This window comes from Siminovitchia acidinfaciens (genome assembly GCF_003605385.1).
In the GTDB taxonomy this organism is placed as follows: Bacteria; Bacillota; Bacilli; order Bacillales; family Bacillaceae_C; genus Siminovitchia; species Siminovitchia acidinfaciens.
On sequence record NZ_QYTV02000004.1, the window covers coordinates 421,307 to 435,639 of the forward strand.

A 14,333-nucleotide genomic window follows, 5' to 3' on the forward strand; every position below is an offset into this window, starting at 1 on the left:
ATATATAATAGACATGAACCGAAATCGAAGTAATTGATGCGATATCGAATCATTTTTTTCAATGAGGAGGGGCATTATATGGGGAATTATTTTTTTAATGATCGGCACTTTCATCAAGTATTCAATCATTTAAAAGACGGTATTTTCATAGCGGATAAAAACGGCGTCGCCCTCTGGTGCAATGATACAAGTACGAGGCAGATCGGTGCACCGCGCTCCAAGATTGTAGGCAGACATGTGAATGACTTGGAGAACAATGGCTTTTTCACCCCTTCAGTGACTAAAATCGTCTTGGAAAACAGAGAAGTCGTGACAAAGGTCCAGACCTCAAAAGACCGGCAGTTCCTCGCAACAGGATATCTTGTAAAGATCGATGAAGATAATGCTGAATATATACTCGTTCAAGTAAAGGACATTACCGAAACAGTAAAGAACTCATTTAAGCTTGAAAAAGCAGAATCTCTGATGCGACAATATTGGGAAGAACTTCAAGAAATGAAGAAAAGCCGGCAGAGGGGTAAAACAAGCCAGTTAATCATCGGAAACAGTAAGAGCAATGAAGAATTATTGGATTTAGTGAACCGGGTTGCAACTGTTGATGCAACGATCCTACTAACGGGTGAATCCGGCGTCGGCAAAAGCTTGATTGCCGGTGAAATTCATAAACACAGTCCAAGAAGAGACAAGAATTTTGTTCAGATTAACTGTGGAGCAATCCCAGAAACCCTGCTGGAGTCGGAGCTTTTTGGCTACAAAAAAGGGGCTTTCACAGGTGCAAGCCAAAGCGGAAAGAAAGGGCTTGTTGAAAAAGCGGACGGTGGAACATTATTTTTGGACGAAATTGGCGAGCTTCCTTTAGCGTTGCAGCCTAAACTGCTCCAATTGGTACAAGATAAGTCGTTTATTCCAGTTGGGGGTACAGAGCTTAAAAAGGTTGATATCCGAATCATCGCCGCCACTAATCAGGACCTGCAGCAGATGGTACAGGAAAAGCGGTTCCGTGAGGATTTATATTACCGGCTGAATGTCGTGTCCATCCAAATTCCCGCGCTACGGGAACGAAAAGAAGATATCCCGCCATTGATCTATCACTATTTAAACACTTTTAACGATAAATATATGAAAAAGTCATCTTTGGACAGCGGCGTTCTTGAATACCTTCAAAACTACAGCTGGCCTGGAAATATCCGGGAGCTTGAGAACATGATAGAGCGCTTAATCGTAACAGCAAAAGAGGAAACGATTACAGTTTCGGATCTTCCTGATAAAATTTTATACGAAGAGATAATGGATCACTCCATCCGAAAATTGAACAATCAAAGCCTTCCAGAGTACTTGGAAACAATCGAAAGAAGATTGATAGAGGAAGCGAAAGTAAAGTACCCTTCTACGAGAAAAGCGGCCGAGTCTCTCGGATTGACCCAATCTTCCTATTTAAGAAGGCTGAAAAAATACGAATTTTAGTTTCATGGCATAAAAGTTGCATAATTATATCATTGAACATATATGGAGGGGGATCATTATGGCACGTACAATAGACAGCACACCAAGAAAAGACGGTTTCAGAATGCCCGGCGAATTTGAGGAGCATGAGGGCACATGGATGCTATGGCCCATGAGAACGGACACATGGAGATCTGGCGCTAAACCTGCACAACGCGCTTTTGCAGAAGTAGCGAAAGCGATTTCGCAATTTGAACCGGTTACGGTGTGCGTCAACGCGGAACAATTTGAAAACGCCCGCGCTCTTTTGGACGATAATATTAGAGTAGTTGAAATTTCATCAAATGACTCCTGGATGCGTGATATAGGACCTACTTTTGTTAAAAACGACAGAGGTGAAGTACGCGGTATCGATTGGCAGTTCAATGCCTGGGGTGGCTTGGACGAAGGTCTGTACTTCCCTTGGGACAAGGACCAGCTTGTCAAACAAAAAGTGATGGAAATTGAAAATATAGATAGATATGATGCAAAAGATTTTGTACTGGAAGGCGGAGCCATACACGTTGATGGGGAAGGAACGCTCATCACGACTGAACAATGCGTGTTGAATCCGAACCGGAATGGAGATATGTCAAAAGAAGAAGTCGAGGAAAAACTAAAAGAATACTTAAATGTAGAAAAAATCATTTGGATTAAAGAGGGCCTTGTCGGCGATGAAACCGACGGACACGTGGACGAAGTACTATTTTATGTACGCCCCGGCGAAGTGGCTGTCGGTTGGACAGACGATCCTGAACACCCGCACTATGAAGTGCTTCGTAAAGCCTATCAGCAGTTGGAGCAAGAAACAGACGCCAAAGGTAGAAAGCTGAAAATCTATAAAATCCCGATGCCGAAGCAAATTGCAATCACAGAAGAAGAAGCGCGGGAAATCGATTTTGCAGCCGACGCATTCGACCGTTCGGCAGACACTGAGTTCATTGCCACCTACATCAACTGTTACATTTGCAACGGCGGGATTGTCCTTCCATCATTCGGCGATCCAATGGATGAAGAAGCCGTACAGATTTTCAAGGAGATGTACCCCGAGCGGAAGATTGTCACAGTGAACACACGTGAAGTTTCTCTCGGTGGAGGCAACATCCACTGCATCACCCAGCAGCAACCTAAGGCTTAATTTTTAGGGCAGGCGGAGTTTTTCCGCCTGCTTTTCTTAAAAGCAGGAGCACACAGGCTTTTGCCATTGTTTTCTAGGGAGATATCTCTTATAATAAAGGTGTCGTTATTTACCGGGATGTAGCTCAGCTTGGTAGAGCACTAGCATGGGGTGCTAGGAGTCGCAGGTTCAAATCCTGTCATCCCGATATGAAAAAGAAGCGCCAAACCCTTTCATATTGGAGGGTTTGGCGCTTTTTCCATTGATACAAATTTAGCCGTTTTTAATTAGGTAAGAGAGTATAAAATCGACTAAGTTTCTGACAGAAAAAAATGCTTTATGTCTAGCTCCGACGGACAGGAAGTCCTAGTGCCACCGAAGCCACAAGATGTGGCGTTCTGAGGCGGCCAGGCGCCATCGGCTCGAGGTCACAAGCTCAAGGAAGCTTATTCAGGATGAATGTGCTCCTGTGCTATAGCTTTTTCAAGGAAGGCTTGTTCAGCTCGTCGCAAAGCTGCATGAAGCAGATTCAAAGATGTTTCCCACGATGTAATTAAGTTAGCAGCTTTGCTGTAGCGGCTGAAAAGCTCCCTCATCAAAATTCGCCTTGCGCTTTTCTTATTAACATAGATTTTTTTGGGGGCTATTTGGTGTTTTTATTCTTTTTGAAGTATAGAAGGTCAGCACAGTAGGAGAGGAAACTATTTTCAAAGGTTTTATTGTTCCCATTTTCTTTTCTTAAAAGATCATAATGAGATTATATTGTAATTTCAAAAAGCCATTCTTTTGGCTTAAAAATTAAATTAACCGAATTCGATGACACGGTGACAAAGTCTTTGGATCAGTTTTGCTTCATGACTGACAACGACTATTCCCATGTTTCTTTTTTTGGCAATTTCCAGTACGGCATGCCAAATTTGAACTTGTGTAATTGCATCAAGCATAGTGGTCATTTCATCTGCAATAAGAAACCGTGTGTTCGGCCCCAATGCACGAGCTACGCAAAATCGTTGCAGTTCTCCGCCGGATAACTCGTTGGGCCAGCGACCTAACCATTCCTGCTTAATGCCTAATAAATCAAGCAATTTTTGATCTGGCTTCCATACTTCGTTTAGTGTTTTTTCCATCTTCCAGCGAGGATTTACTGCTTTTTCCGGGTGTTGAAAGATCAACTGAACAGGATGATAGCCGTTTCTTCGTAATGGTTCCCCATCAAACAATACTGTCCCCTCAACAGGCTGTTCGAAACCAGATAATATCCGGCAAAAAGTTGTTTTCCCGCGCCCGCTAGGTCCGGTAATCCCAATGATTTCACCTGCATTTAAGGTTAAATCGACACCTTGAAACAGCATTGGTCCATTACCATAACGAAATCCGATTCCTTTTGCTTCAATTTGCATGGATACACCTCACCATTCCATCCCTCAATTCTCTTATATCCGGTTGCACTACCTGACATTCGGAAGTAGCCAGCGAACAGCGAGGCGCGAACAAACAGCCAGTTGGCAATTCACTTGGATGGGGCTGTGAGCCTGGAATCGGGATAAAATCATTTTGAGGCAGCGCTCTCCACAACGCCTTCGTATAAGGATGTCTGAGTGCTTCTCCATGACCCGAAAAATTTTCCACACGAGCAATTTCTACGGTAGTTCCCGCATAAAAAACAGCAATCTTATCCGCAATTTTAAGAGCAGATTCTATATCATGGGTAATGAGCATCACTGCACAGCCATTGTCGGCAAACTCTCGGAAATTATTTAAAGCTTCTTTGATCACAACAGGATCGAGGCCCGGGGTAGGCTCGTCAGCTATAATGACTTTTGCTCCGCTTACCATAGCGGTCGAGAGAAGTGCCCTACGCGCCATCCCGCCAGAAAGCTGAAATGGATACATATTATCAACTTCTTTTCTTAAGTGATAACGCTCAAATACCCTTCGCTGGAGTGCAGCCGCATCCCCACTTTTGACAGACGTGCGGACCTGTTTCCCAACGCGCATAAGAGGATCCAGAAAGTTAACCGATTGCGGAACAAGCGCAATTTCCTTCCCTCTCAAAGCCTCTTGCCGAGCATGAGTAAGAATCTCACCCGCATATTTAATGATGCCACTTGTCCTTGCATTGCTCGGAAGGATGCCCAGAATGGCATGTGCCAGCAGACTTTTTCCCGATCCACTCGCTCCTACAACAGCAAGGATTTCACCTGCATTTAGAGTGATGCTTAAATTTGAAATCACTTGATTTTGAACCTGTTTAAATCCAGCTTTATATTGCTTAAAAGAAACTGATAAACTTTCCACTTCAAGGATAGGCATTTCTCAACCCCTCTGCTATTAAACGTTGGTCATCTTATTAATCATGAGCTCTAGCAGGATCAATAAGCATTCTAAGATTTTCTCCAATATAATCAAATGCCCTCACGATCACCAGCAGGCAAAGCCCGGGGAAAAAGGCAAGCCACCACATACCTGAAGAAATATATTTCATCGACTCCGATAGAATAATTCCAATTGCCGGTTCGTGGGGAGACATCCCTAAGCCTAAAAATGTAACGGCAGCTTCATGTAAAATCACATGGGGAAACATGAGCATAAAACCAATTAAAAGCTGCGGAAAAATATGAGGCAGAATATGATGCATCGCAATCCACCATTGGGATTTCCCCATGTTACGAGACACTTGCACAAATTCCGCAGAACGGACTTGCATCACCTCTGCCCGAATGACGCGAGCTAAGCTTGGCCAATGGGTTAAGGCAAGTCCAATAACAATGCCTTTAAATCCGCCCCCTAAAGTAAAAGCGATCAAGATTAGGGTGACAAGGTGCGGCACACTTAGGAAAAGATCAATGAGCCATGAGATGAGATAATCTGCCGCTTTCCCCATTGTTGCTGCTGCCATCCCCAGAAATAGAGCGATGGACGCACTGCCAATCGCTCCAATCAAGCCGACCCATATACTTAATGAAAGCCCCATGACCGTACGAGTAAACATATCTCTTCCTAACCAATCCGTGCCAAACAAATGGGTGGGAGATGGAGGCGAATTTCGATTTTGAAGATTGGTGGCAATTCTTCCTTCATCCAAAAGAAAGCTTGATAAAATCACAACCACTAAAAAAACAAAGGCAAACAGAATCGAAATCATTGTCCATTGCCTTCTATTCAGAGGGAATCTTTTAATATGGCTATGAATCATATGGACCGCCCCTCCCTCATTCTCGGATCTAAAATCCGATAGATCAAATCAGCCAATAGATTACCGGCAAAAACAAATAATGTACTGAATATGACTAACCCTAATAAAAGAGGAACATCCCCTCTTAACCCAGCCTCTACCGTAGCCTGCCCTAAACCAGGATAAGAAAAGACTTGTTCAGCCAGTACAGCTCCGCCGAACAATTCACTAAAAGCAGCAAATTGTAAAGTTATCGCCGGTAAGGCCACATTCCTTAATCCGTGTCTCCAAAATAGTACGAAGCCTTGTTCACCTCTCGCTCTTGCAAATAAGATATAATCACTGGCAAGAACATCAATCAGCTTTTGCCTCGTATGCATCGCAATATTCGCAACACCAACTACACTCAGTGTGAGTACGGGAAGTATAAGATGCTTGATTTTATCCGCCATTGTAACATCTTCTGCTAGAACTCCTGCCGGAACTCCCATTCCAATTGGAAACCATCTTAGCCATACGGCAAAGACGATAAGAAAGAGAAGCCCCATCCAAAAAGTTGGAGTTGAGGCCAGTGTAAAGCAGTACCACTTGATTAAACGGTCTATCCATGTACCCTTCTTCATTGCAGCGATAACGCCCATTAAAAATCCTATGATTCCCGATAAAATCCAAGCTGATATCATGAGAGCCAGGGAATTAAAGAAACGTTCACTAATGATGTCAGCCACAGGACGGCGAAAAATCATTGAGGTACCTAGATCCCCTCTTAACAAGGAAGATCCCCAATTAAAGAACTGCACCATTATCGGCTGATCAAGACCCCAATATTTTGCAATTACTTCCCGCTGCTCAGGGCCTACCTTCAACATATCAGCACCTATATAGGCTTGAATAGGGTCAATCGGAGAATTTTTTATTAAGAAAAAGGAAATGAAGCAAATGGCGATTAGCAATGTCACCATTCTTAATCCTTTCAGAAATAGGAATTTCACCAGGTTTTTACCCACTATGACTTAGCCCACTTCCATTCAGCTATGTTATCTGTCGCTGGCCAGCCGTGCCCATGCACATGAATTCTTTGTTCTCCGATATCCAATCCCTCTTTTACTAAATACAAGTGGTTAATGTTCACTAACCATGCCCATGGAGCATCACCTTTTGCACTTAATCCCGTTGTTCCATCCCATTGAGCGTTTTTCCAATATTCAATTGCATCTTTTTCATTTGTAGCACGAAGAGCCTTTTCAAAGTACTCATCTACTGTTTTATTCTGATAAAAACCAGTGTTATAGAACTCTATTCCTGCATTTTCACTACTGTATATATTAAACATTTCATGAGGATCGTGGCTTCCCCAGCCCAAAAGAACAGCATTGGAGTACATGTTCTTTTCAATCACATCCCAGCTTCCGCCCTCTAATTTAATATTGATGCCCAACGGTTTCATCATATCCGCAACAGAAATGGCCAGAGATTGTCTAATCGCATCACTCGCCAAGTAATAAAGAGTGAATTCAGCTTTTAAAGACCCTTTTTCAAGAATTCCATCTCCGTCTTTATCCTTCCAGCCTGCTTTTTCTAATGTTTTTCTGGCCCCTTCTACATCAGCATCTTTAATGACTGTATCTGGGTTCCACCATGGAAGTCCATCAACTGAAGTATAGGCTGGTGTTCCTTGTCCTTCTAACACCCCATCCACAAGTGCTTGTCGATCTACAGCCATGTTGATAGCATGTCGGATAGCAGGATCAGCTGTCACATCATTTCCAATTGGATAACCATCTTTCGTGAATTTCCCCGATTTTACAAACGGGAAAACAATCCCCCGATTATCAACTGTTTCGACGGATTCTAATCTCATGCCAGGGACTTTCTGATTGCTGAATGCAGCAGGTATATAAGCAAGATCAACCTCGCCCGCTTGGGCAGCAGCAAAAGCTGCATCCTCGCTTAAAAATAAGAAGGTGATTTTTTTAAAATAAGGCTGCTTGTCATAGTATTCAGGATTAGCCTTTATTATGAGTTGCTGTCCTTTGTCCCACTGAACAAGCTGAAACGGTCCAGAACCTATAGGGTTTTCGGCATAGTCTGCACCATATGCATGTTTTGGAACAATTCCTGTGCCGATTAAAGTATTGACAAATGTGGATTGAGGCTCTTTTAATGTGAATTTTACTGTGTAATCATCTACTGCCTCAACTTTTTCCAATACATTCAGATCAACAACAGAGCCACTTTTAGCAGCCGTTTCAAAAGTAAATACTACATCGTCAACTGTTAGAGCCTTCCCGTCTGAGAATTTCACATCATCACGTATGTTTACGATCCAAGCATTGCCCTCTTCATTCACTTCGTATTTGGTTGCCAAATCATTCACAATATGAAGCTTGTTATCTCTTTTTAACAGTGTACTTTGGAATAGCGGTGAGCCATAGCGTCCCCAACCTGTCGTTGGATCAAACCCTGTTTCAGGCTCCGCTCCGAAGGCCAACACAAGCTCATCCTTTTTCATTTCGTTATCTTGACTACTCTCTAGACTAGATTCATTCGGCTTTGATTGAGCACAGCCTGTTAGTAGAAATAAAAAAACGAAAGTAGTTATTACAATAATTCCAAATAACTTCCTTCTCAAAAATATCACCTCATCATATAGCAAGTTTTTAAAAATCGAATCAAATATTTCCTATCGGTGCCACGGTAAATTTTCCATACTGAACACCCTTTAAACTAGTTAGTTTATTACTGAGCAATTGGATGTCCTTTGCTTTTCCCTTTACTATAATGAGTTCAAGGCAATTTGTATGATCGAGATGGAAATGTGTGGTGGACATGATAATATCATGCATATCGTGTTGGGTTTTGGTCAGTTCTTCTAATAAATTTCTTTTGTGGTGGTCATAAAATAACAGGATGCTTCCTGCAACAATTTGATCATCTTTTTCCCATGAATGTTGGATAAGCGCATCACGGACAAGATCACGAATGGCTTCAGAGCGATTTTCATACCCTTTTTCCTTAACTAAGCGGTCAAACTTTCGAAGTAAACGCCCCTCCATTGATATCCCAAATCTTTTTAACGTTGAGTTCTCCATCTTTTCCTCCTAGATTTTTATCGAATTCCATGAGTCTCCCAGTAACACGATTTATAACATTAGTAACACGAGGGTGTATAACGAAGAAATGGATAACCTTTAAAAAATCAACATTTATATATTATTATCCCTACTGCAATTATTCAACCTATATGCTAAGTTTTTGCTGTAAATTAACCCAAAAAAATGTGATATTATTCATACCATTTTCATAAATTCATTAACAAATTATTGCCTATTAAAGTATTACAAATATAAATAAAGGTGATACCCATTCACAGAAGCAAGGAAAGGTGTGCTGTACTCTTTACTAAGACTTGATAACCTATGCCTGTGCTTGTTTTTTCTTTTAGTCAGCTTTATTAAAAAGTAGTTATACATTTAACAAATTGTTTTAAATTGTAGTTGATTAAGGTATAATTCAAATAAGAAGATCGTAAAGTAAAAAAACCGTTCCGATGCTGGATACATCGAAACGGTCATGCAATAGCAGGTTCCCTATTGGGGATCGGCACAAGAAAGTGCGCTAAAACCGCCAGAGTGGGCTAACTCAAGGGCGGTTTTAGTCTTTTTTGTTAAATGACAGTATGGCTATGACCAATATTGCGAAGGTAAACATCGCAGATAGTGATTCATAAACTGTCACACGGCATCACCTCCCTCCTAAGTGGAGGAACCGAGTGCCGACCGCCCATGAGAAACCTTTTCTATCGCCCCTCAAGTATATCATATAGTACCTGTCCTATTATCAAAATATTCACCCAGATGCTAACAGAAGGAAGAGATAACGAGAAAAAACTCAGTTAGAAGTATATACATAAAGGATTTTATTATAACCAAACCGGTGCTCTCCTCCCCACTGTTTACAAAGAGAACATTTCGTTGAACAAATAGGGACATTTATATAGAATAATTTTTGATCGACGATGATCTTCGAATTAAAGGGCATACTTCACAAATGAGTTGTAATAAGGAGATAGAATTATGAAGCTAAGAAACTACCTTTTTATTTGTCTTAGTCTATTTATTGTCCTCTCCGGTTGTGGTCAAGAGAAGGAAAACAAACTGGAAACAACCACGGTTGAAAAGGACAAAGAAGAAAATGATAGGCCAGAGAATCATAGAGATGAAAATGTGTTGCTTGATGCAACTGCTTACCAATCGAATGAACTCGAAGATATACTCATGCAAGTCCCCGGCAAATTCAGCAGCGAGAATTATGATGAATTGAAAGTTAAGGAATTGATTGATCAATGGCCGAGAGACTTAGAGATGAAGGAGTATTATGAACAATTGCTTGCTTTAGTTGCTGAAGATTATCGTCCTTACAAAAAATATTTTGAAGATGTAGATACGTCATTTGAAGAAAATAGTTCGGAGCCGGGAAGCAAAAATATGGATGTTCCATCAGAGAAAAAGGTGAACATACAAATATTATTTGACTCAAGCGGAAGTATGAATGGCGAAGTGGGCGGCAAACAAAAGATGAAGTTAGCGAAAGATGCGGTTCAATCATTTGTATCTGAACTTCCTGAGCAAGTCCAGATTTCTCTACGCGTTTACGGTCATAAAGGGACTGGAAGCGATGCTGACAAACCTCTTTCTTGTAAAAGTACGGAAGTCGTCTATCCATTTAAATCCTATGATCAAAAACAATTCTCGGCTGCGTTGGATCAATTTTCACCAGCTGGATGGACCCCGTTAGCTGGTGCCATTCAAGCAGCTGAAGAGGACTTAAAAGAACTTTCAGGAGATGATGTAGAGAATATTCTCTACGTAGTAAGTGACGGAGTTGAAACATGTGATGGCGATCCGGTTAAAGCAGCCAAACAAATCAACCAATCGGATATTAAAGGCGTCGTAAATATCATAGGCTATGATGTGGATAACGAAGGTCAAGAAGCATTAAAAGAAGTAGCCAAAGCTGGTGCTGGTAAATATGAGACCGTCTCCTCACAGCAGCAGTTTGAAGATTTTTTTGAAAAAGAAAAAGAGCTGCTTATTGATGCTTGGTACGAGTGGGAGAATACAAATGTGGATAATGTTTATGAATCAGAATCAAGTAGATTAGATGAGATAAATACTAAAGAAAGTGAAATGCGTGATGCTCAAGAGAGAGAAGAAAAGCGTCTAGAGGAACTTACTAAATACATAGGTGACCATTTAAAAGAAGACCCAGTTGAGATTCGTTTAGCTGTAGCCGATCGCGGACGTGAATTAAGGATCTATGTTGGTGACACTGCAAGGGATTTAAGAATTAAACTCTCTGATAATGCGCGGAATCAGCGAATAGATACAAGGGATAAGGCACTGGATGAACGTATCAAAATCCGAAATGAAGAAGATTGAAAAGAGCTCATTGATTGATATTTTGTAGCACTTAAGCTATCAGGAATACCTTAGCAGCTTGTTTTCCTCCCGCCTTTTAAAATATAAGTCAAAAAAGGGAAATTGTTACATGCATAGCCTATAAAACAGTTTTAAATCATTTCAAAGTTGTATTTCCCCCCCCCCCCAAGTCTGCGTCACTATAAAGACAGAGAAAGAATCCACTGAAAGTGCCCTTTGGCTCCTCGGTGGATTTTTGCTTTATTTCCCCTTCATCTCAACAATGATTTACGGGCCTGTTTTTTTGCAATCCCCCTTAAAAAAGGGAAAAGCCGGACACACTCTTTTTTTAGTTTTTTTTGACAAAATGTCTCCAAAAATTTACTCAAAGACATCAAATTGCGTTATACTTCACCTTGAAATTTTTCTATGCTACGATGCATTAGGGCGGTTAAATGGGTGCCTTAAAGGGAATAATACGTAATGGTTTTTAAGATTTTTTCTGTGTATAGGCCCCTTAAAGGAAGGTCCTTGTTGCAGGAAGGAACATAAGCGGAAGCGCCTTGGCTTGTGACTAAGGGGCTAGGCGCCGGCAGGCTCAGGACGCGACAACCTGTCGCTTCGCTTGCACTAGTACTTCCTGTACGTCGCACCTAGACGTAGCATAATGTGAAAACAAAGTTATTCACAACATTTTCCTGAACAACAAGGTAAGGCGCCCGCTCAATAATTAGCCGCCCCAGCCGGACAGTAATCTGACCAAAAGGAGGTTTTAGTAATGCATTTATTGCCAAGGGAAATTGACAAGCTTATGATCGTTGTTGCTGCCGATCTCGCAAAGCGCCGGAAGGAAAGGGGATTAAAATTAAATCACCCCGAAGCTGTAGCCCTTATCACTTATGAAGTCATGGAAGGGGCAAGGGACGGAAAATCGGTAGCCGAACTGATGGAGTACGGCGCAACGATTTTGTCTCGGGAGGATGTCATGGAAGGAATCCCTGAAATGATTGATGATATTCAAGTTGAAGCGACTTTTCCGGATGGGACAAAATTAGTGACTGTCCACAGTCCGATACGATAAACAGGAGGGAACGCTATATGTTGCCAGGCGAATACATTTTAAAAGAAGAAGAAATTATTTGTAATGAAGGCAGCGAAGTATTTACCATATCCGTTACGAATACTGGTGACCGCCCCATTCAAGTCGGTTCACATTATCATTTCTACGAAGTGAATGAAGCACTTCAGTTTAATAGAGAAGAAGCCTATGGAAAACGGTTAGATATTCCTGCAGGAGCCGCCGTTCGCTTTGAACCCGGTGATGAAAAGGAGATCCATCTAATTAATTTTGCAGGAGAACGCCGTGTATATGGGTTTAACAACAAAGTAGATGGCTCATTAGAAGGTAGGGATGACTCATGAGTTTCAACATGTCCAGAAAACAATATGCTGAAATGTTCGGTCCGACGACAGGTGACTCTGTCCGACTTGCAGATACGGATTTATTCATTCAAATTGAAAAGGACTATACCACATATGGAGAGGAAGTTGTTTTTGGCGGCGGGAAAGTCATTCGCGACGGCATGGGACAGCATCCGCTAGCTACCCGGGAACACGATGGTGTAGCAGATACAGTTATTACTAATGCAGTTATATTGGATTACACTGGGATTTATAAAGCTGATATTGCTATCCGTGACGGAAAGATTGCCGGGATTGGAAAAGCCGGTAACCCGCTTATTACGGATAATGTCGATATTATCATTGGTGCTGCGACAGAAATCATATCCGGTGAGGGCTTTATCGTTACGGCGGGAGCCATTGACACGCATGTTCACTTTATGAACCCTGACCAGATTTCCCTGGCACTTGCAGCAGGGACAACCACATTGATCGGTGGCGGCACAGGCCCTGCAACTGGATCGCGGGCGACCACAGTCACTCCGGGTGAATGGAATATACACCGCATGTTAATGGCGGCAGAAGGTCTTCCGATAAACGTTGGCTTTACAGGCAAAGGCCATGCTGCAGCAATGGAGCCTTTAGCGGAACAAATAAAAGCTGGTGTGATCGGCATCAAAGTGCATGAAGACTGGGGAGCTACCGCCTCGTCCCTTGACTACGCACTACGTGCAGCTGACAAATATGATATTCAAGTTGCCCTCCACGCAGATACGTTAAATGAGAACGGCTTTATGGAGCATACCATGGCTGCGGTGAAAGACAGAGTTCTTCACATGTATCATACGGAAGGCGCAGGCGGAGGACATGCCCCCGACCTAATCAAATCAGCGGGATATTTAAATATTCTCCCTTCATCAACAAACCCTACCCTTCCATATACCGTAAACACAATTGACGAACATCTCGATATGGTGATGGTTTGCCATAACTTAAATCCTTCTGTTCCGGAGGACATCGCTTTTGCAGACTCCAGAATTAGAAGAGAAACAATTGCAGCTGAAGATATCCTTCAAGACATGGGTGTGTTCAGCATGGTCAGCTCCGATTCACAGGCAATGGGACGTGTCGGAGAGGTTATTTTGCGTACTTGGCAAGTCGCTGACAAAATGAAAAAACAAAGAGGCCTTCTCCAAGGAGACAGCCAACATGCAGATAACAACCGTGCCAAGCGATATATCGCAAAATATACAATTAACCCTGCAATTACACATGGAATTTCCGACCATGTCGGCTCAATTGAAGTCGGGAAAATGGCCGACCTAGTCCTTTGGTCACCGAAATTTTTCGGAGTAAAGCCTGAAATGATTCTTAAGAACGGACTGGCAGTAAAAGCACTAATGGGAGATGCTAATGCTTCGATACCGACTCCGCAGCCGTATATTTACCGTCCAATGTACGCACAGTTCGGAAAAGCTTTACCAAAAAGCTCTGTTACTTTCATTTCTCAAGCTGCTTATGATGACGGAGTCCATGAAAAGCTGGGGCTTGAAAAAATTGTTCATCCCGTGGGTGGAATCCGTAAGCTATCCAAGAAGGATATGAAACTAAATTCAGAAACACCTGAAATTACGGTTGATCCACAAACGTATGAGGTGCGTGTCGATGGCGAGTTGTTGACATGTGACCCTGTGGATACTGTTCCGATGGGTCAGCGTTATTTCCTATTCTGAGGTGA

The 14,333-nt window shown here is 42.2% G+C and carries 13 protein-coding genes and 1 tRNA gene; 7 read left to right on the top strand and 7 right to left on the bottom strand.

What is annotated here, in order from left to right:
* The first annotated feature begins 78 nt into the window (after positions 1-78).
* The 3 genes from D4T97_RS11865 to D4T97_RS11875 all read left to right on the top strand — a co-directional run bounded on the left by D4T97_RS11865 (position 79) and on the right by D4T97_RS11875 (position 2,807).
* A complete protein-coding gene (locus tag D4T97_RS11865; protein ID WP_126050945.1) occupies positions 79-1,464 on the top strand; it encodes a sigma-54 interaction domain-containing protein in 1,386 nt (461 codons plus the stop codon).
* Between the two features lie 58 nt (positions 1,465-1,522).
* Positions 1,523-2,620: an agmatine deiminase gene (gene aguA, locus D4T97_RS11870; protein ID WP_126050947.1), complete on the top strand. Its 1,098-nt coding sequence runs from the start codon at positions 1,523-1,525 to the stop codon at positions 2,618-2,620.
* A 113-nt stretch (positions 2,621-2,733) separates the two neighbouring features.
* Positions 2,734-2,807, top strand: a tRNA-Pro gene (locus tag D4T97_RS11875).
* 595 nt (positions 2,808-3,402) lie between these two features.
* Here the strand turns inward: D4T97_RS11875 and D4T97_RS11880 are convergent.
* The 7 genes from D4T97_RS11880 to D4T97_RS21095 form a co-directional block, all read right to left on the bottom strand.
* Positions 3,403-3,999 (bottom strand): ABC transporter ATP-binding protein, encoded by a 597-nt coding sequence (locus D4T97_RS11880; protein WP_126050949.1) that lies wholly within the window; start codon positions 3,997-3,999, stop codon positions 3,403-3,405.
* On the bottom strand, positions 3,989-4,912 hold the full coding sequence (locus D4T97_RS11885) for an ABC transporter ATP-binding protein (RefSeq protein ID WP_126050950.1): 924 nt from the start codon (positions 4,910-4,912) through the stop codon (positions 3,989-3,991). The genes D4T97_RS11880 and D4T97_RS11885 overlap by 11 nt, the downstream gene beginning before the upstream one ends.
* Positions 4,913-4,949: 37 nt before the next feature.
* Positions 4,950-5,795 carry an ABC transporter permease gene (locus D4T97_RS11890; protein ID WP_126050951.1) on the bottom strand — a complete coding sequence of 282 codons (846 nt, stop codon included), beginning with the start codon at positions 5,793-5,795 and terminating at the stop codon, positions 4,950-4,952.
* Positions 5,792-6,781, bottom strand: a complete 990-nt coding sequence (locus D4T97_RS11895; protein ID WP_268920432.1) for an ABC transporter permease — start codon at positions 6,779-6,781, stop codon at positions 5,792-5,794. The genes D4T97_RS11890 and D4T97_RS11895 overlap by 4 nt, the downstream gene beginning before the upstream one ends.
* The gene (locus D4T97_RS11900) at positions 6,781-8,406 is read right to left on the bottom strand and encodes an ABC transporter substrate-binding protein (protein ID WP_235872230.1); all 1,626 of its coding nucleotides are present in this window, start codon (positions 8,404-8,406) and stop codon (positions 6,781-6,783) included. Before D4T97_RS11900 ends, D4T97_RS11895 begins: the two co-directional genes overlap by 1 nt.
* A 40-nt stretch (positions 8,407-8,446) precedes the next feature.
* Positions 8,447-8,866: a nickel-responsive transcriptional regulator NikR gene (gene nikR / locus D4T97_RS11905; RefSeq protein WP_126050952.1), complete on the bottom strand. Its 420-nt coding sequence runs from the start codon at positions 8,864-8,866 to the stop codon at positions 8,447-8,449.
* Between the two features lie 562 nt (positions 8,867-9,428).
* Positions 9,429-9,512, bottom strand: coding sequence for a putative holin-like toxin (locus D4T97_RS21095; RefSeq protein WP_408021604.1), 84 nt, complete (start codon positions 9,510-9,512; stop codon positions 9,429-9,431).
* Between the two features lie 338 nt (positions 9,513-9,850).
* Between D4T97_RS21095 and D4T97_RS11910 the strand changes: the two genes are divergently transcribed.
* The 4 genes from D4T97_RS11910 to ureC all read left to right on the top strand — a co-directional run bounded on the left by D4T97_RS11910 (position 9,851) and on the right by ureC (position 14,328).
* Complete coding sequence (locus tag D4T97_RS11910) at positions 9,851-11,215, top strand: vWA domain-containing protein (RefSeq protein WP_126050953.1); 1,365 nt, start codon at positions 9,851-9,853, stop codon at positions 11,213-11,215.
* A gap of 757 nt (positions 11,216-11,972) precedes the next feature.
* A complete protein-coding gene (locus D4T97_RS11915) occupies positions 11,973-12,275 on the top strand; it encodes an urease subunit gamma (protein WP_126050954.1) in 303 nt (100 codons plus the stop codon).
* A 17-nt stretch (positions 12,276-12,292) separates the two neighbouring features.
* Complete coding sequence (locus D4T97_RS11920) at positions 12,293-12,616, top strand: urease subunit beta (RefSeq protein ID WP_126050955.1); 324 nt, start codon at positions 12,293-12,295, stop codon at positions 12,614-12,616.
* Positions 12,613-14,328, top strand: a complete 1,716-nt coding sequence (gene ureC / locus D4T97_RS11925; RefSeq protein WP_126050956.1) for an urease subunit alpha — start codon at positions 12,613-12,615, stop codon at positions 14,326-14,328. The genes D4T97_RS11920 and ureC overlap by 4 nt, the downstream gene beginning before the upstream one ends.
* Positions 14,329-14,333 lie beyond the last annotated feature (5 nt).

Excerpts from the sequence above, each read along its gene's own strand:
- nikR (WP_126050952.1), bottom strand. The coding sequence starts at position 8,866 with ATGGAGAACTCAACGTTAAAAAGATTTGGGATATCAATGGAGGGGCGT.
- D4T97_RS11885 (WP_126050950.1), bottom strand. The coding sequence starts at position 4,912 with ATGCCTATCCTTGAAGTGGAAAGTTTATCAGTTTCTTTTAAGCAATAT.
- ureC (WP_126050956.1), top strand. The coding sequence starts at position 12,613 with ATGAGTTTCAACATGTCCAGAAAACAATATGCTGAAATGTTCGGTCCG.
- aguA (WP_126050947.1), top strand. The coding sequence starts at position 1,523 with ATGGCACGTACAATAGACAGCACACCAAGAAAAGACGGTTTCAGAATG.
- D4T97_RS11910 (WP_126050953.1), top strand. The coding sequence starts at position 9,851 with ATGAAGCTAAGAAACTACCTTTTTATTTGTCTTAGTCTATTTATTGTC.
- D4T97_RS11865 (WP_126050945.1), top strand. The coding sequence starts at position 79 with ATGGGGAATTATTTTTTTAATGATCGGCACTTTCATCAAGTATTCAAT.
- D4T97_RS11890 (WP_126050951.1), bottom strand. The coding sequence starts at position 5,795 with ATGATTCATAGCCATATTAAAAGATTCCCTCTGAATAGAAGGCAATGG.
- D4T97_RS11920 (WP_126050955.1), top strand. The coding sequence starts at position 12,293 with ATGTTGCCAGGCGAATACATTTTAAAAGAAGAAGAAATTATTTGTAAT.
- D4T97_RS11880 (WP_126050949.1), bottom strand. The coding sequence starts at position 3,999 with ATGCAAATTGAAGCAAAAGGAATCGGATTTCGTTATGGTAATGGACCA.
- D4T97_RS11915 (WP_126050954.1), top strand. The coding sequence starts at position 11,973 with ATGCATTTATTGCCAAGGGAAATTGACAAGCTTATGATCGTTGTTGCT.